This is a genomic window from Amycolatopsis thailandensis, from assembly GCF_042723255.1.
Lineage (GTDB): Bacteria > Actinomycetota > Actinomycetes > Mycobacteriales > Pseudonocardiaceae > Amycolatopsis > Amycolatopsis thailandensis.
This window is the reverse complement of the sequence record NZ_JBHXJK010000099.1, coordinates 11,751-33,657: the sequence shown is the minus strand read 5'-3', so window position 1 is coordinate 33,657 and position 21,907 is coordinate 11,751. Positions and strand designations below refer to the sequence as shown.

18 protein-coding genes are annotated in these 21,907 nt (G+C 70.5%); 4 read left to right on the top strand and 14 right to left on the bottom strand.

Features of this window, described 5'->3' with window-relative positions; genetic code table 11:
- Positions 1-229 precede the first annotated feature (229 nt).
- On the bottom strand, positions 230-781 hold the full coding sequence (locus ACFWMR_RS30915) for a CGNR zinc finger domain-containing protein (RefSeq protein ID WP_378380926.1): 552 nt from the start codon (positions 779-781) through the stop codon (positions 230-232).
- A 22-nt stretch (positions 782-803) separates the two neighbouring features.
- On the opposite strand from ACFWMR_RS30915, the gene ACFWMR_RS30910 reads away from it, so the two are divergent.
- Positions 804-1,982, top strand: coding sequence for an MFS transporter (locus ACFWMR_RS30910; protein WP_378380925.1), 1,179 nt, complete (start codon positions 804-806; stop codon positions 1,980-1,982).
- Here the strand turns inward: ACFWMR_RS30910 and ACFWMR_RS30905 are convergent.
- Positions 1,951-2,319 carry an Rv2175c family DNA-binding protein gene (locus ACFWMR_RS30905; RefSeq protein WP_093937298.1) on the bottom strand — a complete coding sequence of 123 codons (369 nt, stop codon included), beginning with the start codon at positions 2,317-2,319 and terminating at the stop codon, positions 1,951-1,953. The genes ACFWMR_RS30910 and ACFWMR_RS30905 overlap by 32 nt on opposite strands.
- A 184-nt stretch (positions 2,320-2,503) precedes the next feature.
- On the opposite strand from ACFWMR_RS30905, the gene pknB reads away from it, so the two are divergent.
- Both pknB and ACFWMR_RS30895 read left to right on the top strand, forming a co-directional pair.
- Entirely contained in the window at positions 2,504-4,558 is a 2,055-nt protein-coding gene (pknB, locus tag ACFWMR_RS30900) for a Stk1 family PASTA domain-containing Ser/Thr kinase (protein WP_378380924.1), read from the top strand.
- Between the two features lie 130 nt (positions 4,559-4,688).
- Positions 4,689-5,480, top strand: coding sequence for a hypothetical protein (locus tag ACFWMR_RS30895; RefSeq protein WP_378380923.1), 792 nt, complete (start codon positions 4,689-4,691; stop codon positions 5,478-5,480).
- A 78-nt stretch (positions 5,481-5,558) separates the two neighbouring features.
- Here ACFWMR_RS30895 and ACFWMR_RS30890 read toward each other — a convergent pair whose 3' ends face one another.
- Positions 5,559-6,392 carry an NAD(P)H-binding protein gene (locus ACFWMR_RS30890; protein WP_378380922.1) on the bottom strand — a complete coding sequence of 278 codons (834 nt, stop codon included), beginning with the start codon at positions 6,390-6,392 and terminating at the stop codon, positions 5,559-5,561.
- Positions 6,393-6,487: 95 nt separating this feature from the next.
- On the opposite strand from ACFWMR_RS30890, the gene ACFWMR_RS30885 reads away from it, so the two are divergent.
- Positions 6,488-7,249 (top strand): TetR/AcrR family transcriptional regulator, encoded by a 762-nt coding sequence (locus tag ACFWMR_RS30885; protein WP_093935843.1) that lies wholly within the window; start codon positions 6,488-6,490, stop codon positions 7,247-7,249.
- Positions 7,250-7,297: 48 nt separating this feature from the next.
- Here ACFWMR_RS30885 and ACFWMR_RS30880 read toward each other — a convergent pair whose 3' ends face one another.
- The 11 genes from ACFWMR_RS30880 to rsmH form a co-directional block, all read right to left on the bottom strand.
- A complete protein-coding gene (locus ACFWMR_RS30880; protein ID WP_093935844.1) occupies positions 7,298-8,143 on the bottom strand; it encodes a cell division protein FtsQ/DivIB in 846 nt (281 codons plus the stop codon).
- A gap of 3 nt (positions 8,144-8,146) precedes the next feature.
- Positions 8,147-9,556 carry a UDP-N-acetylmuramate--L-alanine ligase gene (murC, locus tag ACFWMR_RS30875; protein WP_378380921.1) on the bottom strand — a complete coding sequence of 470 codons (1,410 nt, stop codon included), beginning with the start codon at positions 9,554-9,556 and terminating at the stop codon, positions 8,147-8,149.
- Positions 9,549-10,676 (bottom strand): undecaprenyldiphospho-muramoylpentapeptide beta-N-acetylglucosaminyltransferase, encoded by a 1,128-nt coding sequence (gene murG / locus ACFWMR_RS30870; RefSeq protein ID WP_378277346.1) that lies wholly within the window; start codon positions 10,674-10,676, stop codon positions 9,549-9,551. Before murG ends, murC begins: the two co-directional genes overlap by 8 nt.
- Positions 10,673-12,151 (bottom strand): putative lipid II flippase FtsW, encoded by a 1,479-nt coding sequence (ftsW, locus tag ACFWMR_RS30865; protein ID WP_093935849.1) that lies wholly within the window; start codon positions 12,149-12,151, stop codon positions 10,673-10,675. The genes murG and ftsW overlap by 4 nt, the downstream gene beginning before the upstream one ends.
- Complete coding sequence (gene murD, locus ACFWMR_RS30860) at positions 12,138-13,541, bottom strand: UDP-N-acetylmuramoyl-L-alanine--D-glutamate ligase (RefSeq protein WP_378380920.1); 1,404 nt, start codon at positions 13,539-13,541, stop codon at positions 12,138-12,140. The genes ftsW and murD overlap by 14 nt, the downstream gene beginning before the upstream one ends.
- A 3-nt stretch (positions 13,542-13,544) precedes the next feature.
- Entirely contained in the window at positions 13,545-14,630 is a 1,086-nt protein-coding gene (mraY, locus tag ACFWMR_RS30855) for a phospho-N-acetylmuramoyl-pentapeptide-transferase (protein WP_007029326.1), read from the bottom strand.
- On the bottom strand, positions 14,627-16,159 hold the full coding sequence (locus ACFWMR_RS30850) for a UDP-N-acetylmuramoyl-tripeptide--D-alanyl-D-alanine ligase (RefSeq protein ID WP_378380919.1): 1,533 nt from the start codon (positions 16,157-16,159) through the stop codon (positions 14,627-14,629). The genes mraY and ACFWMR_RS30850 overlap by 4 nt, the downstream gene beginning before the upstream one ends.
- Complete coding sequence (locus tag ACFWMR_RS30845) at positions 16,156-17,661, bottom strand: UDP-N-acetylmuramoyl-L-alanyl-D-glutamate--2,6-diaminopimelate ligase (protein ID WP_093935854.1); 1,506 nt, start codon at positions 17,659-17,661, stop codon at positions 16,156-16,158. The genes ACFWMR_RS30850 and ACFWMR_RS30845 overlap by 4 nt, the downstream gene beginning before the upstream one ends.
- A gap of 639 nt (positions 17,662-18,300) precedes the next feature.
- A complete protein-coding gene (locus tag ACFWMR_RS30840) occupies positions 18,301-20,229 on the bottom strand; it encodes a peptidoglycan D,D-transpeptidase FtsI family protein (RefSeq protein ID WP_093935855.1) in 1,929 nt (642 codons plus the stop codon).
- Positions 20,229-20,936 (bottom strand): hypothetical protein, encoded by a 708-nt coding sequence (locus tag ACFWMR_RS30835; RefSeq protein WP_378380918.1) that lies wholly within the window; start codon positions 20,934-20,936, stop codon positions 20,229-20,231. The genes ACFWMR_RS30840 and ACFWMR_RS30835 overlap by 1 nt, the downstream gene beginning before the upstream one ends.
- A complete protein-coding gene (gene rsmH / locus ACFWMR_RS30830; protein ID WP_093935857.1) occupies positions 20,933-21,892 on the bottom strand; it encodes a 16S rRNA (cytosine(1402)-N(4))-methyltransferase RsmH in 960 nt (319 codons plus the stop codon). Before rsmH ends, ACFWMR_RS30835 begins: the two co-directional genes overlap by 4 nt.
- Between the last annotated feature and the right edge of the window lie 15 nt (positions 21,893-21,907).

Sequence of the window (21,907 nt, the reverse complement as noted above, 5' to 3'; positions counted from 1 at the left end):
GTCACCTCGACTGCCACCGGTCACGCCCGGCACAACCTTGATCAACGGAAGATCGGGGACGCTGAGTGTCCCGAATCTTCCGTTGATCAAGGGCACCCCTGGCGACGATGAAGGAATTGGGACGTTCAACGTCCCAATTCCTCCATCGTCGCGCCTGGCAGCCTCCGAACCACCACGCCCAGCCAGGCGCGGGTAGGTAATACCGGTCCCCTCTAACCGTCCTCACCACTCACGAGCGGTTCCGGCGGTGGGCAGCGACCCGCTCCCGGGTGGCACACCGCGTCGAGCAATACCGGCGCGGACTCCCCCCACCCAAGTGCGCGAAGGGCTTCCCGCAGCCCGAAGCGGCACACAACCCACCCGGCGGCGCCTGACGGTCCGCGAGCAGCACCGCCAGCGCCAGCGCGGACGACGTCACCAGCCACGCGCCCCACGGCCCGTCGTCGTCGGCGTCCACGTGCAGGTGCCAGCCGAACCCGTCGGCGTGATCGGTCAGCCGCGGCGGATGCGCGTACCGAGCCAGCAGCCGGTTGAGCACCGCGGCCGCTTCCGGGGCATCCCGCGCCGCGAAGACCTCACGCAGTTCCGAAGCCGCCTCGCACAACGATGTCAGGTCCGAAGGCCCCAGCTCGACAGAGGTCTCCCCGTGCGCCTCCAGCACGGAACGCACAGCCGAAACCGAAGGCTCCGGAACGAGCAGGACCTCCAGAAGATCCACCGTCCGCTGCGCCCCCGCCCGCGCCGAACGGCCGGGCAGGAAATCCTGCTGCGCTGAAGTCATACCCCACTGTAACGTCTTGCTCATGAAAGGCCGTTACAGTCTCGCCGTCTACCTCACCGGCGCGACGGTCGCCAGGACCGGCGACGAGCTGTCCGGGCCGGCGTTGCTCCTGCTGGGACTCAGCGTCGACGGCTCCGCCGCCACCGGGTCCGCGCTGCTCGCGGGCCTGACGATCTCGGCCGCGGCAGGCGGGCCGCTGCTCGGCGCGCTGCTCGACCGCAGTCCCCGGCCGGGACGGCTGCTGGCGTGGGCGCTGCTCGCCTACGCGGCCGGGCTCGGCGCGGTGCTCGCGCTCGTCGAAGTCCCCGCGGCGATCGCGGTGGCCGTCGCGGCCGGGTTGCTCAACCCCGCCCTGGCGGGTGGCTGGACGGCTCAGCTGCCCAACGCCCGGGGCGGCACACCGCTGGCGAGGGCGAGCGCGCTGGACGCGATGACGTTCACCGCCGCGAGCCTCGCCGGACCGGGGCTCGCCGGGCTCGTGGCCGCGTACGCCGGGGCCCCGGCCGCGGTGGCCGTCGCGATCACACTGGTCGTGGCTGCCTTCCCCGCGGCCTGGTCGCTGCCCGCCGTCGAAGCGAAGCCCGCGAAACCGATCCTGCGCCGGCTCGCCGACGGGTTCTCGGTCCTTTTCCGCAACCGTTCGCTGCTGCGGGCCACCGCGACGTCCACGGTGTCCTTCGTCGGCATCGGGATCGCCGTGGTCTGCTATCCGCTGCTCGGCGCCCAGCGACTCGGGAACCCGGGCTTCGGCGCGCTCCTGCTCGCCATCCTGGCCGCCGCGTCACTGGTCGCGAACGCCGTGCTGGCCCGCAAGCCGCCACCGCCGGATCGCACCGTGCTCGCCACCACCGTCCTGCTGGGCGCGAGCTTCCTGCTCGCGGCGGCGGGCCATGACGTGGTGACCCTCCTGGCCGCCGCCGTACTCGCCGGTTTCGCCGAAGGACCACAACTTTCGGCTCTTTTCGCCATCCGGCATCGCGAGGCGCCCGCGGACGTGCGGGCTCAGGTTTTCACGACGGCGGCGAGCGTGAAGATCACCGGCCTCGCGGCGGGAGCGGCGGCCGCGGGCCCGTTGAGCGCACTCTCAGTAACCGCCGCACTGGGCGCCGCAGCGGGCTGCCAGCTGCTCGCGGCTGCGACGTATGTACTGGTCAGAACGTCCAGGCGGACTAGAACGCCATCGCCTGCGCGCGCCGTTTGACCTCGGTGCCGTGGCTGGTGCGGAGCGCGTTGACCGGGGTGGTCCCCGGCAGGGTCTCGTCCTCGGCGAAGAGCCAGCGCAGCATCTCCGTCCGGCTGAAGCCCGAGTCCGCGAGCACGGTGATGGTGCCCGCCAGGCCCTTGACCACGCCGTCCTTCACCAGGAATCCGGCCGGGACGTACAGCTCGCCCTTGCGCCGGACCGCGATCAGGTGGCCGTCGCGCAGCATCTGGCGGACCTTGTTGGCCGAAACGTTCAGCGCGGTCGCGACCTCGGGAAGCGGGAGAACGGCCACATCTGCATCGAGAACGTCGTCGGCGACGGGAATACCACTCACAGGTGACACTGTGCCACATTCCGTCTCCCGCTCCGTTAGTACGCATGGGTGACGACTCGGCCATGACGGAGAGTGCCCGGTTGGTCACGTATACCGCCGATTCGACGAAATGCCGCGAATCGTGATCCCCGGGGAGCCAGGTCCCGTACACCAGAACATGGGCACTTCCGTACGATCCATAGCCGTGACACGCACGGACCCCACGCTGGTGGGCACTCTGCTCGAGGGCCGCTACCGGGTGGACAAGCTGCTCGCACGCGGTGGGATGTCGTCGGTGTACCGCGGCGTCGACACCCGCTTGGACCGCCAGGTCGCCATCAAGATCATGGACCCGCGGTTCGCCGACGACAGGTCGTTCGTCGAACGCTTCGAACGGGAGGCCAGGTCGGCGGCCCGGCTGCACCATCCGCACGTGGTGGCGGTGCACGACCAGGGCTTCGACACCCCCGGCGGTGAAGAGTCCGGCCGCGCGTTCCTGGTCATGGAACTCGTCGACGGCGGGACCCTGCGCGAACTGCTCGCCGAACGCGGCCCGCTGGACGTCGCGCTCGCGCTGAGCATCGCCGAGCCGGTGCTGTCCGCGCTGGCCGCGGCGCACGCCGCCGGGCTGGTGCACCGCGACGTCAAACCGGAGAACGTGCTCATCGGGCGCGGCGGCACGGCCCTTTCGGGCGGCGTGGTCAAGGTGGGCGACTTCGGCCTGGTCCGCGCGATCGCCAGCGCGGGCACCACGAGTTCGAGCGTCATCCTCGGCACCGTCGCCTACGTCTCGCCCGAACAGGTCGCCACCGGCGCGACCACGTCGAGCGGCGACGTCTACTCGGCCGGGATCCTGCTGTACGAAATGCTCACCGGGCGCGCGCCCTACACCGGCGACACCGCCCTCTCGGTGGCGTACCGGCACGTCAACGACGACGTCCCTCGCCCGAGCGAACTGCGCCCGGACATCCCGCCGATGCTGGACGAGCTGATCCTGCGCGCCACCCGGCGTGATCCCGAACGGCGCCCGGCCGATGCCACGGCGTTCCTCGCCGAACTGAACCACCTGCGCACCGCACTCGGCATCCCCGCGGTCCCGGTGCCCGTGCCGCTGCCCGCGGACGCCGACCGGGAGACCGACGCCGAGCGCACCACTCCCGGCATCCCCGCGATCCCGGCGGGCCCGTCCGCGGCGACGACGGTGCTGACCCCGGTCGCCGAAGCGACCATGCCGGTCTCCGGGCCGCGCGGCACCCAGGCGATGCGGCGGGAGCAGCAGTTCCCCGCCGCCCAGCCGCCGCGGACGCCTCCCCCGCGTCCCAAGCGCCCCGCGGACGACGACGACCAGCCGCAGTCGCGCAAACGCCTCTACATCATGATCGCGGCGGCGGTGCTGGTCCTCGGCGGTCTGATCGGCGCGTTCGCGTTCATCCTCAACGACACGGGCCCCACCTCGGCGTCGGTGCCGAAACTGGCCGGGATGAACCAGGCCGCCGCCGGCAACGCGCTCCGGACGGCGAAGCTGACCCCGGCCTACACCGAGGAGTACAGCGACACCGCCGCGCAGCACACGGTGATCCGGTCGGACCCGGCGGCGGGCGCGTCGCTCGCGCCGGGAGCCACGGTCAACGTCGTGCTGTCGAAGGGCCGCCCGATCGTGCCGGACATCCAGGCGGGCACGAGCCAGCAGGACGCGGAGACGGCGATCAAGGCCGCGCAGCTGACGCCGGTCCAGGGCGAGCAGGAGTACAGCGACGTCGCCAAGGGCAAGGTGATCCGCACCGACCCGAGCCCCGGTTCGCAGCTGAACATCGGCGGGCAGGTCACGGTCATCCTGTCCAAGGGTCCCGAACCGCTGCCGCCGGTCCCGGACGTCACCGGACAGAGCAAGGACGCCGCGTTCCAGATCCTGCAGCAGGCGGGCTTCCAGCCGTTCCAGGCGGGCGAGGAGTTCTCGGACCAGTTCGCCGCCGGCCAGGTGATCCGCACCGACCCGAAGGGCGGCGGCAAGGCGAGCAACCGCCGGATCGGGGTGTTCGTTTCGAACGCCGTCGAAGTACCGAACGTGACCTTCAAACGGATGGAAGAGGCCATCCAGATCCTGCGCCAGGCGGGCTTGGACGCCGACCGTGAGGGTCGCGGAAACGGTAACGGCCACGGCGGCGGAAACGGTGGTTTCGACTTCGTCCTGCAGCAGGATCCGCAGCCGGGCACGAAGGTGCCGAAGGGCACGAAAGTGAAGCTCAAGGGCTTCGGGTGACGCGAAAGGTGCGGTGAAACCGTTCAGTACCGGCCTGGTCATCGGATACCGTGAACCGCATGGTGGTCGTTGACGGCGTGAGCGGCAGGTCGGACAGGTTCACCTCGCGTTCGGTCGCGCCCGGGCCACGATGAGCTTCTTCACGGACGGCCCGCGCAGCCGTCCCCTCTTCCCGGTGCCGGAACAGGAGCTGTTCGGCTACAACGGCCGCCCCTGGGTGGAGTCACCGCACGAGTACATCGTCCCGGCGATCCTGCCCTGGTCGATGCCGCTGGGCCGCGCCGAACGGACCGTCGTGGCGCTGCGCGGTATCGAGGTGTGGCCGGAGTCGGTGTCGTTCCAGCTGTCGGTGTACTCGCGGGATCTCCTGTCCGGCGATCCCGACGAAGGCCTGATCGATCACCGCCGGGTTCCGGACTACAACGCGCTGCTGGTCGGCGTGCTCTTCCCCGACGGACGGCGGGCCAGTTCGGAGACCATCTCCGTACCGTCGGCCGCCCAACCGGATCAGCCGGTGCTGCGCGCGCAGGGGCTGGGCGGTTCGGCGTTCCATGTCGACCACGAGATCTTCCTGTGGCCGCTGCCGCCCGACGGGCCGCTGGAGTTCATCGTCCAGTGGCTCGACCGCGACATCGAGGAGACGCACACCTCGCTCGACGGCACCGCGATCCGCGACGCCGCCAAGGAGGCGAGCGAGATCTGGCCCGGCCTGCCCGCGCGGGAGGCGCACGGCCTGCCGGTCCGCCGGGTCGGGGCGCAGGCGATGATCACTCCCGCCTGGCCCCGCGAGTCGCAGGCGCCGCCTCCGCTGCCCCAGCCGAAACGCATGTCACCGCCGCCCACGCAGCCCGCTCGGGCGACGGCGGACCAGCCGCGACGCGGCGCGCCGCTGCCGACCCGCCTGCCCCGCCGAGCCCACTGACCCACCGCATTTCGTCCTCTGAATGCGGTAGTTCACGACGCCAACTACCGCATCCAGAGGACTAAACGCGCGGGTGCGTCAGCGGAACGCGTCGACGTTCGCCGCGGCCCACTCCGCGTACGTGACCCCGGGCCGCCCGGTGAGTTCCTGGACGACGCCCGTCGGCTTGTCGGGGTTCTCGGTGAAGTACGCGAAGCCGTCGAGCAGCCATTCCGCGATCTCCACCGGGACACCGGCGCCGGCCCACTGCTTGTTCGCCTCCTCCCGGGTGAGTTCCCGGAAGGTCACCTCTTCGCCGAGCGCGGCCGAGATGGCGGCGACCTGTTCGCGCTGGCTGATCGCCGTCGGCCCGCTCAACGTGTGCTTCTTGCCGACGTGCCCTTCGGTCAGGATGACGTGCGCCGCGACGGCGGCGATGTCCCCGAGGTCGATCGGCGTCGTCCGAGCTTCGGCGTAGGCCTCGCGGACCACTCGCTCGGCTTTGATCGACTCCGCCCAGCCGAGGGTGTTGTTCATGAACGCGCCCGGCCGCAGGAACGTCCAGTCGAAGTCCGCCTCCCGGACCGCCTTCTCGATGATCGCGTAGTCCACGCCGCTCGAGTTCTCCACCGGGTCGTCGGCGTTGCTGCCCGACAGCGCCACCACCCGGCACACTCCCGCCTCCTTGGCCAGCTTCACGAAGTCGTCGACCTTGGCCGCGAGCGGCGCCAGGTACACGGTCTCGATGCCCTTGAGAGCTTCCGGCAGCGTCTCCGGCTTGCCCAGGTAGCCCTTGGCGACCTCCACCTGGGCGGGCAGCGCCGCCTTCGCCGGGTTGACGGTCAGCGCCCGCACCGGCGCTCCGGCCTTCACCAGTTCGTCGACGAGCAGCCTGCCGACGCTTCCGGTCGCACCGGTCACCAGGATCGTCACGATTCCCCACTCCTTTTCGTACGTCCTACGGGAATGGCTTAACCGTACCCGATACGGGAATGTAGAATCCAGTTTCACGGCCGAGTGGAGTGTGGATGGACGTCGAGCGCAGCCTCGAACTGTTGTGGCGTGACCGGGGCGAGGCCCGCCAGTCGACCAGGGGACGGAAGCCGAAACTGACCCTCGACCAGGTGATCGCCACCGCCGTCACGCTCGCCGACGGCGCGGGCGAGGCGACCGTGTCGATGAGCCGGATCGCGGAGGAGCTCGGGGTCGGCACGATGACGCTGTACACCTACGTCCCCGGCAAGACGGAGCTGCTCGACCTCATGGTGGACGCGGTGCTCGCCGAGCGGGACCTCCCCGGCCCGGGCGATCCCCGGCCGGACGGCTGGCGCGATCAGGTGCGGCTCTACGCCGAACGCACCCTAGCCGCGTTCCGGGCGCATCCGTGGCTGCGCTCGACGTCGATGGTCCGGCCGGTCCTCGGCCCCGGACTGATGGCGGGCCAGGAATACCTGATCGCGGCCGTTTCGGACATCGGGCTGGCGCCCCGCAAGGCGGCCGCGGCCGCGAACAGCATCGAGATCTACGTCCAGGCGAACGCGACACTGTTCGCCGAGACCGCGCAGGTCGAGCAGCAGACCGGACAGACGACGGACGCCTGGTGGGGACAGCGGTCGGTGTTCTGGGAGAAGTACTTCGACGTGGAGCGGCATCCGGCGATGACGCGGACGTGGGAAAGCGGCGGCTACGACGCGGAGACCTGCGAAGCCGCCGACGAGACCTTCACGTTCGGGCTGGAGCGCATGCTGGACGGCATCGAAGCCCTGGTCGACCCGCGTTTCGTCCTCTAGTTGCGGTAGTTGGCGACACGAACTACCGCATCCAGAGGACGAAACGCGTCAGGAGACGGTGGGCAGATCCGGTGCCGAGACGTCGAAGACCTTGCCCTCGCGGGTGAGCAACGCGGCCAGCACCTTCGCCTTGCGTTCGGTGTCGGCCGAGGTCCCCCACCGCACGGTCTTCCCGTCGGCCAGCACGAACTCGACACTGCCGGGCGTCTTCGCCGTCGCGGTGGTGACCTGTTTGAGCAGCTGCTGCGGGATCACGCCAAGGACACCGGTCACCGCGCGGGTCACCGGGTCGTCGGCCGACACCGAGGGCAGCTTGAGCTCCGGCAGCCCGGCGGGCCGTTCCTTGACCGTCTTGAACACGACACCCGCGCCGTCGACGAGGTGCACGCCGTCGCCGCCGGGCCCGCTGTCGAAGAACGCGATCGCGGCGCGTTCGGTCACGGTGATCTCGAGGGTGCTCGGCCAGGACCGGGAGACGTCGACGGTGGCGATGCCGGGCATCTGCGCCACCCGGTCCCGGATCTCGTCGGTGTCCAGGCGCAGCATCGGCTTCTGGTCCGGTATCGCCGCCGTGCCGCGGATCTGGTCCGCGGGAACGGAGCTCGCCCCGACGACGTCGACCTGCTGCACGCCCAGCATCGAGCTGAACCACAGCAGGTAGACCAGCGCGGCCGCGGTCAGCACCGAAAGCAGCGCGACCCAGCGCCGCCGCATCTCCTTGTGGCGCGACGGCCGGGCGGTGCGACGACGGTCGTACACGGACCGCCTGCCGCGCCGCTCCTTCAGCCGTTGAGTCCGTTCGGCCCGCGGAGTCCGCTTGACCCGTTCGGAGCGTTCAGAGCGCGGACGCCGACCGGGTTCGGCCGGGCGGCGGCGTTCCCCGGTCTGTGGCATGCCCTAACCCGCCCGCCGGTCCAGCTCGGCCAGGATCTCCGGGCCGAGCTGCGTGACGTCACCGGCGCCCATGGTCACCAGCAGGTCGCCGGGCTTGACCAGATCCGCCGCGAGCTTCGCTGCGACGTCGAACGCGGGCTGGTAGTGCACGGAGACGCCGGAGATCTGGTCGGCGATGAGCGCGCCGCTCACCCCGGGTTCCGGTTTCTCACGGGCCCCGAAGACGTCCAGCACGACGACCTCGTCGGCCAGCGACAGCGCGGCCGCGAACTCCTTCGAGAACGTCTTCGTACGCGAGTACAGGTGCGGCTGGAAGACCACGATGACCCGGCCCGGGCCGGCCGCCGTCCGCACCGCGCGCAGCTGCGCGTCGACCTCGGTCGGGTGGTGCGCGTAGTCGTCGTACACCCGGACGTCGCCCGAGCGGCCCTTGAACTCGAACCGCCGCCGCACCCCGCCGAACGCGGCGAGCCCCTCGGCCAGTCCTTCGACCGGCGCGCCGAGCTCGATGCCTGCCAGCAGCGCGGCGATCGCGTTCAGTGCCATGTGCTCGCCCGGTACCGCGACCCGGAGGACGATTTCCTCGCCCTGCAAGGAGATCCGGACCACGCCACCGTCCGGGGCCGGCACGAAGTCCAGGATCTTGGCGTCGTCCTCGCCGGTGACCGAGCGCCCGTAGCGGCGGACGCGGATGCCCTGCGCCGAGGCCTGCGCGCCCAGCTTTTCGGCCCCTTCGTCGTCACCGCAGACGACGAGCAGCCCACCCGGCTCGATCCGGCCGAGGAAGTCGGTGAACACCGAGACGTACGCCTCGGCGGTGCCGTGGTGGTCCAGGTGGTCCGGTTCGACGTTGGTCACCACGGCGACCGACGGCGAGTAGGCCAGGAACGACCCGTCGCTCTCGTCGGCCTCGGCGACGAAGAGCCCGCCCTCGCCGTGGTGCGCGTTCGCGCCCGACTCGTTGAGGTCGCCGCCGATGGCGAACGACGGGTCGAGACGGCACTGCTGCAGCGCGACGGTCAGCATCGACGTCGTCGACGTCTTGCCGTGCGTCCCGGCGATGCAGGCGACGCGGTGGCCCTCCATCAGCCCGGCCAGCGCCTGCGCGCGGTGCAGCACGGTGATCCCGCGTTCCCGCGCGGCCGCCAGTTCCGGGTTGTCGTCCTTGATGGCTGTCGACACGATCACCGAGGACGGGCCTTCGGGGAACGCGTCGAGGTTCTCGGCGCTCTGGCCGACGGCGATCTCGGCGCCCTGGGCACGCAGCGAAAGGAACGCGCGCGACTCCTTGGCGTCGGAACCCGAGACCTGGGCCCCGCGGGCCAGCAGGATGCGGGCGATCCCGCTCATCCCGGCGCCGCCGATCCCGATCAGGTGGGCACGCGTGAGCGTGTCGGGGAGTTGATCAGGCACCTGCGGCCTCCAGCACGATCTTGGCAAGGGTCTCGTCGGCCTCTCGGTGGCCGAGGCCGACCGCGGCCGCGCTCATCTTCGCGATCCGGTCGGCGTCGGACACCAGCGGGATCACCAGTTCCGCGACCTTGGCGGCGGAGAGGTCGGCGTCGGCGACCATCAGCCCGGCACCCGCGTCGACCGCGGGCCGGGCGTTGACCGCCTGCTCGCCGTTGCCGTAGGGCAGCGGGACGAAGACGGCGGGCAGGCCGACGGCGGACACCTCGGCGACGGTCATCGCGCCCGAGCGGCACAGCACCGCGTCGGCGGCGGCGTAGGCCAGGTCCATACGCTCCAGGTACGGCACCGGGACGTACGCGGGCTTGCCGGGGAACTCCTGGACGACCAGCGTGTTCTTCGGCCCGTGGGCGTGCAGGACGCCGACACCGGCGTCCGCGAACTCCTTGGCCGCGCCGGACACCGCGTTGTTGATCGACACCGCGCCCTGCGAGCCACCGAAGACCAGCAGCGTCGGGGCGTCGGGGTCGAGCCCGAAGTGCTCACGGGCCTCGGCGCGCAGCGCAGCCCGATCGAGCGCGGTGATGGAGCGGCGCAGCGGGATCCCGACGACCTCGGCCTTCGCCAGCGGCGTCCCCGGCACGGCGACGGCGACGCGGGCGGCGAACCGCGCGCCGACCTTGTTCGCCAGGCCCGGCTTCTCGTTGGCCTCGTGCACCACGATCGGCGTGCGCCCGCGCGCGGCGAGATACGCCGGGAGCGCGACATAACCGCCGAAGCCGACGACGACGTCCGCGCCGACGCGTTCCAGGATCTCCCGGGTGCGCTTGACCGAGTCGCGGACCTTCAGCGGCATCTTCAGCAGTTCGGGCGTCGGCTTGCGCGGCATCGGGACCGGGGGGATCAGCTCGAGCGGGTAGCCGCGCGCCGGGACGAGCTTGTTCTCCAGCCCGCGCTGGGTCCCCAGCGCGATCACCTTCGCGTCGGGACGCAGGCGCATCACCGCGTCGGCGAGGGCGAGTGCCGGTTCGATGTGCCCTGCGGTACCGCCGCCCGCGACCACGACCACCGGCGCCTTGCCTTCGACTTCGGCTCCGGCGCCACCTCTGACGGGGTTGTTCACCTATGACCTCTCCGGTTTGCGGTACCCCGTTTCGCGGTACCGCGGTTCACCGCGGTTCGCGCGGCCGTCCTTCTGCCGGGCTCCCGTACCGACCGGCGCCGTTCCTGGGCGGGCGAAGGCCTCGCCGTCCTCGGCGCGGGCCTCGCCGCCTTGGTGGCGCCGCCTCGGGCCGCGGCGCCCTTCCGCTTGGCGGGCGGGCGGTACGGCTCGGGCGCGGGAAGCCTCAGCAGGCGTCCGAATTTACCTGGCCCCTGCGAGCGCAGTGCGGCCACCGCCTCCGGTTCGTGCCGGGCGGCGTTGGCGAGGATCCCCATGATGAGCATGGTGATCACCAGCGACGTCCCGCCGTAGGAGATCAGCGGCAGGGTGACCCCGGTGACCGGCAGCAGGCCGACGACGTAGCCGATGTTGATACCGGCCTGCGCGACCAGGAAGACCGTCAGCGTGCCGGCCACGATGCGGATCCACGGGTCGATGTTCCGGGTGGCGATCCGCAGGCCGACGACGGCGACCCCGGCGAACAGCCCCAGCACGACCGCGCAGCCGATGAAGCCGAGCTCCTCGCCGATCAGGGCGAAGATGAAGTCGTTCTGCACGTTGGGCAGGTAGCCCCAGTTGGACTGGCCCTGGCCGAGTCCCTTGCCGAACAGACCGCCGTCGGCGAGCGCGAGTTTCGCCTGGTTGGCCTGGAAACCGTCCGCGCTGGTGTCCGGGTCGCCGGAGACGAACGACAAGACCCGTGCGAGCCGGTACGGCTCGATGATGGCCAGCACCAGTACCCCGACGAGACCACCCGCGAGGATGACGCCGAACAGCCGTTTCGGCGCGCCCGCGAACCACAGCAGGGCCAGCAGCACCACCGCGAGGGTGACCGTGCCGCCGAGGTCGGGCTGCATCATGACCAGCGCGAACATCAGCAGCGCGATCGGCACGACGGGGACGAGCAGATGCCGCCACTGGTTGATGATGTTGTACTTGATCACCAGGATGTGCGCGCCCCAGAAGGCCAGTGCGACCTTGGCCGCCTCGACCGGCTGGAAGGCGAACCCGCCGAGCCGGAACCAGCCCTGCGAGCCGTTGACCGTGGACCCGAGCGGGGTCAGCACCAGCACGAGCAGCCCCAGGCAGACCACGGTCGCCGTCGCCGACAGCCGCCGGACGCGTTCGAGCGGGACCCGCAGCCCGATCCAGAACACCACCGCGCCGATCGCGACGAACATGATGTGCTTGCTGAACTGGGCGTACACGCCGGTGCCGGTCTTCGGGTTGTACGAAGCGACCGAAGAGGCGGACAGCACCATCACGATGCCGATCACGGTCAGCACGCCGGTGAGCGCCAGCACCAGGTGGAACGAGGCGAGCGGCCGCGAAAGCCACGCCGTCAGCGCGGTGCGGAAGGCGACGAACGGGCTTTCCTTGCGCTCACGCCGTTTGCGAGGAGGGGCCTCGCGCTTCTTTTCCTCAACCGCCGTCACTGGTCTCCCCCGCACCGTCGCGCAGGACACGGACCGCACTCGCGAACGCGTCGCCGCGCTCGCCGTAGGAGCGGTACATGTCCAACGACGCCGCGGCGGGGGCCAGCAGCACCACATCTCCAGCTCGCGCCAGGGCGCGGGCCGCCTTCACCGCCGCAGTCATGGTGTCATCGTCACCCGAAGGGAGGCTGTTGACCGGGACATCCGGCGCGTGTCGCGCAACAGCGGCGGCGATCACGGGTGAATCCACGCCGAAGAGGACGACTCCGCGCAGCCTTCCGGCGATCGAGCCGACGAGCTCGTCCACGGAAGCGCCCTTGAGCTGGCCACCGGCGATCCAGACGACGTTCAGATGGGCGCGCAGCGAACCGCTCGCCGCGTGCGGGTTGGTCGCCTTGGAGTCGTTGATGTACCGGACGCCGTCGATCTCGCCGATCTCCTCGGCGCGGTGCGGGGCGGGCCGGTACTCGCGCAGGCCCTTGGCGACGTGTTCGCCGCTGACGCCGTACGCGCGGGCCAGCGCGGCCGCGGCGAGCGCGTTGGAGACGTTGTGCGGACCGGCGGGACGGACGTCGGCCAGCGTGCCGAGTTCGTCGGCGCTGGTCGCCGGTTCGGCGACGAAGGCGCGGTCGACCAGCAGGTCCTCCACGATCCCGAGTTCGCCGGGGCGCGGGGTGTCCATGCCGAAGGCGACGCGGCGGGCGTCGGCGGGCGCGTGCTGGTCGGCGAGCCGGATCGACCACTCTTCGTGCAGGTTGTGCACCACGTTCCGGGAGTGGGTGTGGACCCGGCCCTTCGCGGCCGCGTACTCCTCCATCGAACCGTGCCAGTCGAGGTGGTCCTCGGCGAGGTTCAGCACCACCGACGCGAGCGGGGCCAGCGTGGACGACCAGTGCAGCTGGAAGCTCGACAGCTCCACCGCGAGCACCTCGTGCCCGGCGCGCACCGCGTCGAGGACCGCGAAGCCGACGTTCCCGCAGGCCACGGCGTCGACCCCGGCGGTGCGCAGGATCGACTCCAGCATCCCGACCGTGGTGGTCTTGCCGTTGGTGCCGGTGATCGCGAGCCACACCGGCGGCTTGTCGCGCAGCTGCCCGACCCGCCACGCCAGCTCGACGTCGCCGATCACCTCGATGCCCGCTTCGGCCGCCCCCACCAGCAGCGGTGACGTCGGCTTCCAGCCGGGGCTGGTCACGACCAGCTCGACGCCTTCGGGCGGCTCCGTCAGGCCCGGCACCAGGTCTGCGCCGAGCCCTTCGAGTTCCGCCAGCCGTTCGGCGTTGCCGTCGGTGACGGTGATCCGCGCGCCCAGGTCGGCCAGGACGGGGACGATGGACTTGCCGGTGACCCCGGCTCCGGCGACGAGGACGTGACGCCCGGCGAGCTCCATGTGCTAACCCCCGAAGCTGAGCTGTTCGCTGTAGAACAGGCCCAGGCCGAACATGCAGCAGATGGCCGAGAGCAGCCAGAACCGGATGATGACCGTGGTCTCCGCCCAGCCCGCGAGTTCGAAGTGGTGATGGAACGGCGCCATCCGGAACAGCCGACGCCTGGTCGTGCGGAACACCGCGATCTGCGCGACCACCGAGATCATCTCGACCATGAACAGACCGCCGATGACGATGGCGAGCAGTTCGGTGCGGGTGGTCATCGACAGACCGGCGACCAGGCCACCGAGGGCCAGCGAACCGGTGTCACCCATGAAGATCTTCGCCGGGGCCGCGTTCCACCAGAGGAACCCGACACAGGCCCCGGTCGCCGCCGCGGCCACCACGGCCAGATCCAGCGGGTCACGGACGTCGTAACAGGCCGTCTGCGGGGTGACCGCGCACGAGAGGCGCGTCTGCCAGAAGGCGATGACGACGTAGGTCGCCAGGACCATCGCCGCGGTGCCGCCGGCGAGACCGTCGAGGCCGTCGGTGAAGTTCACCGCGTTCGACCAGCCCGAGATGACGATGTAGCAGAAGATCACGAAGAACACCGACGGGAAGGTGATCAGCGCGAGATCCCGCACGTAGGACAGGCTTTCCGAGGCCGGGGTCAGCCCGCGCTCGTCGGCGAACTGCAGCGCCAGGATCGCGAAGGCGATCGTGACCACCAGCTGGCCGACCAGTTTCGCGGTCTTGTTCAGGCCGAGGTTGCGCTGCTTGCGGATCTTGATGAAGTCGTCGAGGAACCCGACGAGGCCGAGGCCCACGGCCAGGAGCAGGACCAGCAGGCCCGAAGCGGACGGGCCGCCGGTGCCGTTGCCGCCGCTGAGCGCGCTGATCAGATGAGCCACGAAATACCCGACGACCATCGCGACGATGATCGCGACACCACCCATCGTCGGGGTACCGCGTTTGGATTTGTGTCCCTGCGGTCCTTCCTCCCGGATCTCCTGGCCGAAGCCCTGCCGGGAGAAGACCCGGATCAGATAGGGAGTGAGGAGGATGGAGACCAGCAGGCCCGCCGCGGCCGCGATCAGGATGCTGATCACGCGTCACCACCGTTCGAGCGTTCTTGAGAGGGGGAAGGGGCTACTACAGGGGATTCGGCATCGGTTGCGGGAGCGGCGAGCACGGCGTCGGCCACCCGCCACAGAGCGGCGGCCTTGGACGCCTTCACCAGCACCACGTCTCCCGCGCGGAGCTGATCATGCAGCAGGGCGATGGCGGCCTCGACGTCGGGTACCAGTACCGACTCCTCGCCCCAGGAACCCTCTTGCTGCGCGCCCTGGTGGGTGGCCGCGGCCGCCTGGCCGATGACCACGAGCTTGTCGATGTTGAGCCGGACGACGAGCCTGCCGATGCCGTCGTGCGCGGCGACCGAGTCGTCGCCGAGGTCGCCCATGACGCCGAGCACGGCCCAGGAACGGCGCGTCGCGCTCATCGACGCGAGCGCCTTGAGAGCGGCCCGCATCGACTCGGGGCTGGCGTTGAACGAGTCGTTGAGCACCGTGACGCCGTCGGCGCGGGTGGTGACCTCCATGCGGCGTTCGGAGCGCCGTTCGAGGCTCGACAGGCGGGCCGCGACCTCCTCGACCGTCGAACCCATCTCCAGGGCGACGGCGGCGGCGCTGAGCGCGTTGCCGACGTGGTGCTCGCCGTAGAGCGGCAGTTTCACCGGCGCTTCGCCGTCCGGGGTGACCAGGCGGAACGACGCGCGCGCTTCGCCGTCGAGGGTGATGTCCACGGCGCGGACCTGCGCGGACGCGCTCTCGCCGACGAACACCACCCGGGCGGTGGTCCGGCTCGCCATCGCCGCGACGTACGGGTCGTCGAGGTTCAGGACCGCGACACCGCCGTCCTCCGCGCTCGGCAGCGCCTCCACCAGCTCGCCCTTGCCCTTGGCGATGCCCTCGCGCGAGCCGAACTCGCCGACGTGCGCGGTGCCGACGTTGAGCACGACCCCGATCCGCGGCGGCGCGATGGCCGCCAGCTCGGCGATGTGACCGGGCCCGCGGGCGGACATCTCCAGCACCAGCTGCCGGGTCGAGGAGTCGGACCGCAACGCCGTCCAGGGGTGGCCAAGCTCGTTGTTGAACGACCCAGGCGGCGCCACCGTCGGGCCGAGCGGCTCCAGCAGCTGGGCGATGATGTCCTTGGTCGAGGTCTTGCCCGCCGATCCGGTGACCCCGACGACGGTCAGGTGGTCTCCGGAAAGCTTCCGGACCACGTGCCGGGCGAGCTTCGCCAGCGCGGCCAGCACCGCGGCGCCCGCCCCGTCCTTGTCCGAGACCAGCGCGAACGCCCGGTCGTGGGCGACACCGGCGTCGAGCGGCGGCACGATGACGGCCGGGGCGTCGACCTCGCGGGCCGCGAGTACGGCGACGGCGCCGGACTCGACCGCCCGCGCGGCGAAGTCGTGGCCGTCGACCTTCGCGCCGGGCAGCGCGATGAACAGGCCGCCGGGCGTGATCTCGCGGGTGTCGAATTCGACGCTCCCGGTGACCTCGGCGGTCCCGTCGGTCCGATGCAGCCTGCCGCCGACGATGGCGGCGATCTCGGCCAGGCTGAGCACGATCACACTGTCTCCAGACGTCTGCGGATGGCGGCGGCCAGCTCTTCCCGGTCGGAGAACGGGTGCACGACACCCTGGATCTCCTGGCCGGTCTCGTGGCCCTTGCCCGCGATGAGCACGATGTCGCCGGGCTGGGCGAGTTCGACCGCGTGGACGATGGCGTCCCGGCGGTCGGCGATTTCGAGGATCTCGCCGCCCAGGGCGGGCCCGGCGTTGCGGGCACCGGCCAGCATGGCCGCCCGGATCGCGGCCGGATCCTCCGACCGCGGGTTGTCGTCGGTCACGATCAGCACCTCGCTGCGCCGGACCGCCGCCTCGCCCATCACCGGGCGCTTGGCGGTGTCACGGTCCCCGCCGCAGCCGAGGACGGTGATGATCCGGCCCTCGGTGCGGGCGCGCAGCGCGTCGAGCCCCTGCGCGACGGCGGCGGGCTTGTGCGCGTAGTCGACCACCGCGGTGAACGGCTGGCCGAGGTAGACCCGCTCCATCCGGCCCGGCACCTCGACCGAGGCGAGCCCGGCGACGATGGCTTCGAGCGGGACACCGGCGGTGTTGAGGATCGCGGCCGCGAGCACGGCGTTCGCCACGTTGAACTCACCCGGCAGCGGGATCTTCGCCGACGCGGCGAGCCCGTCGGGTCCGTGGAGGGTGAAGGTCTGCTCCCCCGCCGGGGTGGGTGTCAGGTCGGTGGCGCGCCACAGCGCGTCCGTGCCCGGCTCGGTGGAGACGGTCACCGTGTGCGGGGTGAGCAGCGCCTGGCCCCAGGCGCTGTCGACGACGACCACCTCGGCGGTGGAGCGGCCGTCGAACAGCAGCGACTTGGCGGCGAAGTACTCCTCCATGTCCTTGTGGAAGTCCAGGTGGTCCTGGGAGAGGTTGGTGAAGGCCCCGACCGCGAACCGCGTGCCGTTGACCCGGCCCAGCGACAGCGCGTGGCTGGAGACCTCCATCGGGACGTGCGTGACGCCGCGTTCCACCATCACCGCCAGGAGCGCCTGCAGATCCGGCGCCTCGGGGGTGGTGAACCCGCTGGCCAGCCGCTCGCCCGCGATCCGGGTCTCGACCGTGCCGATCAGCCCGGTGGTGAGCCCGGCGGCCTTGAGCCCGGCGTCGACCAGGTACGAGGTCGTGGTCTTGCCGGACGTCCCGGTGATCCCCAGGACGGACAGCTCCAGCGACGGCTCGCCGTAGATCCAGGCCGCGATCTCGCCGAGGGCGGCCCGCGGGTCCTGGTGGACCAGGATCGGCACGCCGGCGTCACGGAGCACCGGGCGCTCGGCGCCGGCCTCGTCGGTGAGCACGGCGGCCGCGCCGGCGGCGATGGCCTGGTCGCTGAAGTCCGCTCCGTGGGCACGGGCACCGGGAAGCGCGGCGAAGAGGTCACCGGGGAGGACATGCTGCGCGCGCAGCGTGCTGCCCGTGACCGTCAGCTCGGCCGCGGCCGTGTAGTCGTCGTCACCGACAACGAGGCGGGCGCCCGCCCTGGCGAGCAGCGTGCCCAGCGGCATCGGCTCGATCCTGGCCGGACGAGGGGGCGCGGCGACGGCCTTGACCGGGCTGTCCGGGACCTGGGCAGCCGTCGCGCCGGACCCGCTTTCGACGGCGGGACCGCTGCGGGGATCTGAAGTAGGCACCGACACAGCCAAGGAGGTTACCGGCGTGGCATTCGGGTGACTGAAGCGGTGCGGGGTGTGAGCGCGACGATCATGCCCGTGGTAATGGGTTTCGTGAGCTCTCCTTGGCACGCAAGGGCTTTCGACTGTCGCTTGAGGACTTCGGGGCCGAGCGGGCCCGGATTTTTCGCCGCTGCGTGGCGCGGGGAACCGTTCACACACAGCGACGACGCCGCTCTACGGCGCTGTGCCGGACATGGATGACGCGAAAGCCACTTTCGCAACGTTGAAGGTTGCGAAAGTGGCTTTCGCAACGCGGGGCCGGGCCGCTCAGCCCGGGTGACCGAAGCCGGATCTCGCGTGCTTAAAGCCGGGACTCGCGTGTTCGGAGCCGGATCTCACTTGCTTGAAGCCGGATCTCACTGTTTCGGGCCGGATGAGGGAGTTCCGCCTTCAAGCACGCGAGTTCCGGCTTTGATCACGCGAGTCCCGGCTTCAAGCACGCGAGTCACGTGTCCGATCACGCGTGTCACGTCAGGAAAGCACCAGAGGTACCTGAGGTGTGGGTCCGTCCGAGAGCGGGATCTGGAACCGCTGCGCCAGATAGGCGGCCACCGAGTGGAACAGCGGCGCGGACGAGCCCCCGCCCGGAAGCGACGTGTCCGGCGCGTCGAGCCGGATGCCGACCACGAAACGCGGGTTGTCGGCGGGCAGGATCCCGGCGAAGGTGATGTTGTACAGCTGGTTGCTGTACTTCTTCGTCTGCGGGTCGACCTGCTGACCGGTGCCCGTCTTGCCCGAGATCTGGTACCCCTCCAGCGCCGCCTTCGGCCCGGTGCCGCTCTGCTGCCCGCGACCGCTCTGCGTCACCGCGCGCATCATCTCGCGGACGGTCTTCGCCGCCTGCGGGCTGATGACCTGCACGGTCTTCGGCGCCGGTTCGGGGACGACGGTCCCGTCCGGGTTGACCTTCGCCTTGACGACCCGCGGTTCCACGCGCAGCCCGTCGTTCGCGATGGCCTGGTACATCCCGGCCATCTGCACGACGGTCATCGAGAGGCCCTGTCCGATCGGCAGGTTCCCGAAAGTCGTGGCGTACCACTGGTTCCGGGGCGGTACGACACCCGGGCTCTCGCCGGGGAGGCCGAGCCCGGTGCGCTGGCCGAGACCGAACTTCTTGAGCAGGTCCGCGTACTTGTCCTCACCGAGCTTCTGCGCCAGCAGCAGGGTCCCGACGTTCGACGACTTCGCGAAGATGCCGGTGGTGGTGAACTGCTGCGTGCCGTGGTGCCAGGCGTCCTTGACGATCTTGTCCGCGACCTGCAGCGAACCCGGGACCGCCTGTGACGACTCCGGCGTGGTGATGCCCGCGTCGATCGCGCCCGCGGCGGTGACGATCTTGTTCACCGAACCGGGTTCGAACGGCGTGGTCACCGCGCGGTTGTTGAGGTTCTCCGTCTCACTGCGCGAAGCCGGGTCGTTGAGGTTGACCGTCTTGTCGTTGGCCAGGGCGTAGACCTCGCCGGTCTTCGAGTCCATGATGACGGCCTGGCCGCCCTTGGCCTTCGATTTGACGACGTACTCGCTCAGCTGCCGCTGCAATTCGTACTGGAGATCGGTGTCGATCGTCAGCTGCAGGTCCGAACCCGGGACGGCGTTCTGGATGTCCCGTTCGGTACCGGGGATGACGAGGTTGTCGTTGCCGTTCCGGGTGTTGACGATCTTGCGGCCCGGCGTTCCGGCGAGGTCGTTGTCCCGCGACGCTTCGAGCCCGTAGCCACCGTGCAGGTTGTGCTTGGAGAGGTCCTTGTCGTCGGTACGCCAGTTCGCGTAGCCGATGATGTTCGCGCCCACCGAGTCGCCGGGGTACTCCCGCTTGGAGCGCTTCTCGACGCTGATCCACGGGAACTGCTTGACGATCGACTCGGCGACCGAGGGTTCGATGTCGTGGACCAGGTAGGTGAACGCGTCCGGCTTGTGGAACTTGTCCAGCAGTTCCTTTTCGGTGATCACACCGGGCAGCTTGGCCGAGATCACCTTCGCCGCGGCCGCCACGTCGGCCTCGAAGGTATTGCCCTTGGTCGGGTTCTTCGCGGCGAAGTCGTCCCTGGTCTTGTGAAGCCAGTTCAGGCTCACCGCGAGGGTCCGCACCTCGATGCTGAACGCGATCTTCGTCCCGTTGCGGTCCATGATGGACCCGCGCTGCGCGGGACTTTCGATCACCGACGTCCGCTGCCGTTCCGCCGCCTCGGACAGCGCGCCGGCCTCGAACCACTGCACCTGCACCAGTTTGAGACCGGCGAGCACCATCACGACGATCAACAGGATCCGGACGCCGGTGAACCGGCTCCGGTTCCCCCCGTTGCCCCGCCGGGCGGTGGCGCGACGGGTCCCGGCGGCATAGGTCCGCCGAGCGCTGCCCGCCGACCGGGACCGGGCCTGTGCCGGACGGCCGGGTGACATCACTGACCTCCCTGCGCCGGGGGTGGCGAATTCTCCTGCGGGACCGCGGGCTGGTCGCCCTCGATCGGCGCGCCCTGCTGGGTGCCTTCGGCGGGCGGCACCGTCGCGGCCTGGGTCGGGGGCGCCTCGCCGGTGGCCTTCTTCGGCTCACCGACCACAGTGGACTGTCCTTCCGGGCCGACCACGATGTGCGCGGGGTCGCCGCCGGGCACCATGCCGAGCTCCCTGGCCTTGGGCGCCAGGGAGGCGGGCGACTCGGCCTTCGCGACCTCGCGTTGCAGCCGTTCCTTCGACTCGGCGAGCCCGGCGTTGGTCGTGCGGAGCTGTTCGAGCCGGTACGAGTCGGCGATGGCCTGCGTGGTCAGCCACAGCGTGCACGCCACGCCGACGGCCAGCATGCCCATCATCATCAGCACGAACGACGCGCGCGAACGGGGCCAGCGCAGCTTGAGCTTCTTCTTCGGCTCTTCCTTGCCCGTGCCGCCTTCGGCATCGGGACGGTTGCGTTGCTGGTCTCGCTGCAGCAGGTCGGCGCGCTGGGCACGGCGCGCGTAGGCGCGTTCCGCCGCCGACGTCCGACCACGGGAGGCGCGGCTGGACTTCGTGGTCTCGGTGGTGTCCGGCGTTTCCTCGACCGTGCTGGTCGCGCGGGCACGCCGTCCGGGCGCCGGTGTCCGGCGGCCGCGGGACTTCGCGGGAGCGGTCATCGTGCTCGGTCTCCGATCCGTTCGGCGGCTCGCAGCCGCACGGAGGCGGCCCGTGTGTTCTGTTCGGTCTCCGCCTCGCCGGCCTTCTCGGCCCCTCTGGTGAGCAGTTTCAGTTCCGGGCCGTGACCCGGCAGTTCGACCGGAAGCCCTTCCGGGGTCCGGGATTTCGCCAGTTCCGCGAAGGCCTGCTTGACCAGCCTGTCCTCGAGGGACTGATAGGACTCGACGACGATGCGGCCGCCGACGGCGAGCGAGGACAGCGCCCGCGGCATCGCCCGCCGCAGCACCTCCAGTTCACCGTTGACCTCGATCCGCAGCGCCTGGAAGGTGCGTTTCGCCGGATGTCCGCCGGTGCGCCTGCTGGCCGCGGGGACCGCGTCGTACAGCAGTTCCACCAGCCGCCCGCTGCGTGTGAAGGGTTCCTTCTCTCGTTCCGCCACAACGGCTTTGACGATCCGCTGGGCGAATCGTTCCTCGCCGTAGTCACGCAGGATCCGGATCAGCTCGCCCGGCGTGTAGGTGTTGAGCACGTCGGCGGCGGTGATCCCGGTGGTCGGGTCCATCCGCATGTCCAGCGGGGAATCCTTGGAGTAGGCGAAACCACGCTCGGCGCGGTCCAGCTGCATCGAGGAGACACCGAGGTCGAACAGGATCCCGTCCACTCTGGACAGTCCGAGGCCCTGGAGCGCGGACGGCATCTCGTCGTAGACGGCGTGCACGAAGTCGACGCGATCACCGTGCGGCGCAAGGCGTTTCGCGGAGAGTTCCAGCGCGTTGGGGTCACGGTCGAGCGCGACCAGGCGCAACGAGGGGAACGCGGTGAGCAGCGCGTCGGAGTGACCGCCGAGTCCGACGGTCGCGTCGACCAGCACGGCCTCGCGGTCGGAGAAGACCGGCGAGAACAGCTCGACGATGCGGTCGAGCAGCACCGGGACGTGCTCGTGTTCGTCTGCCATGTCTTCCCCCCTTTC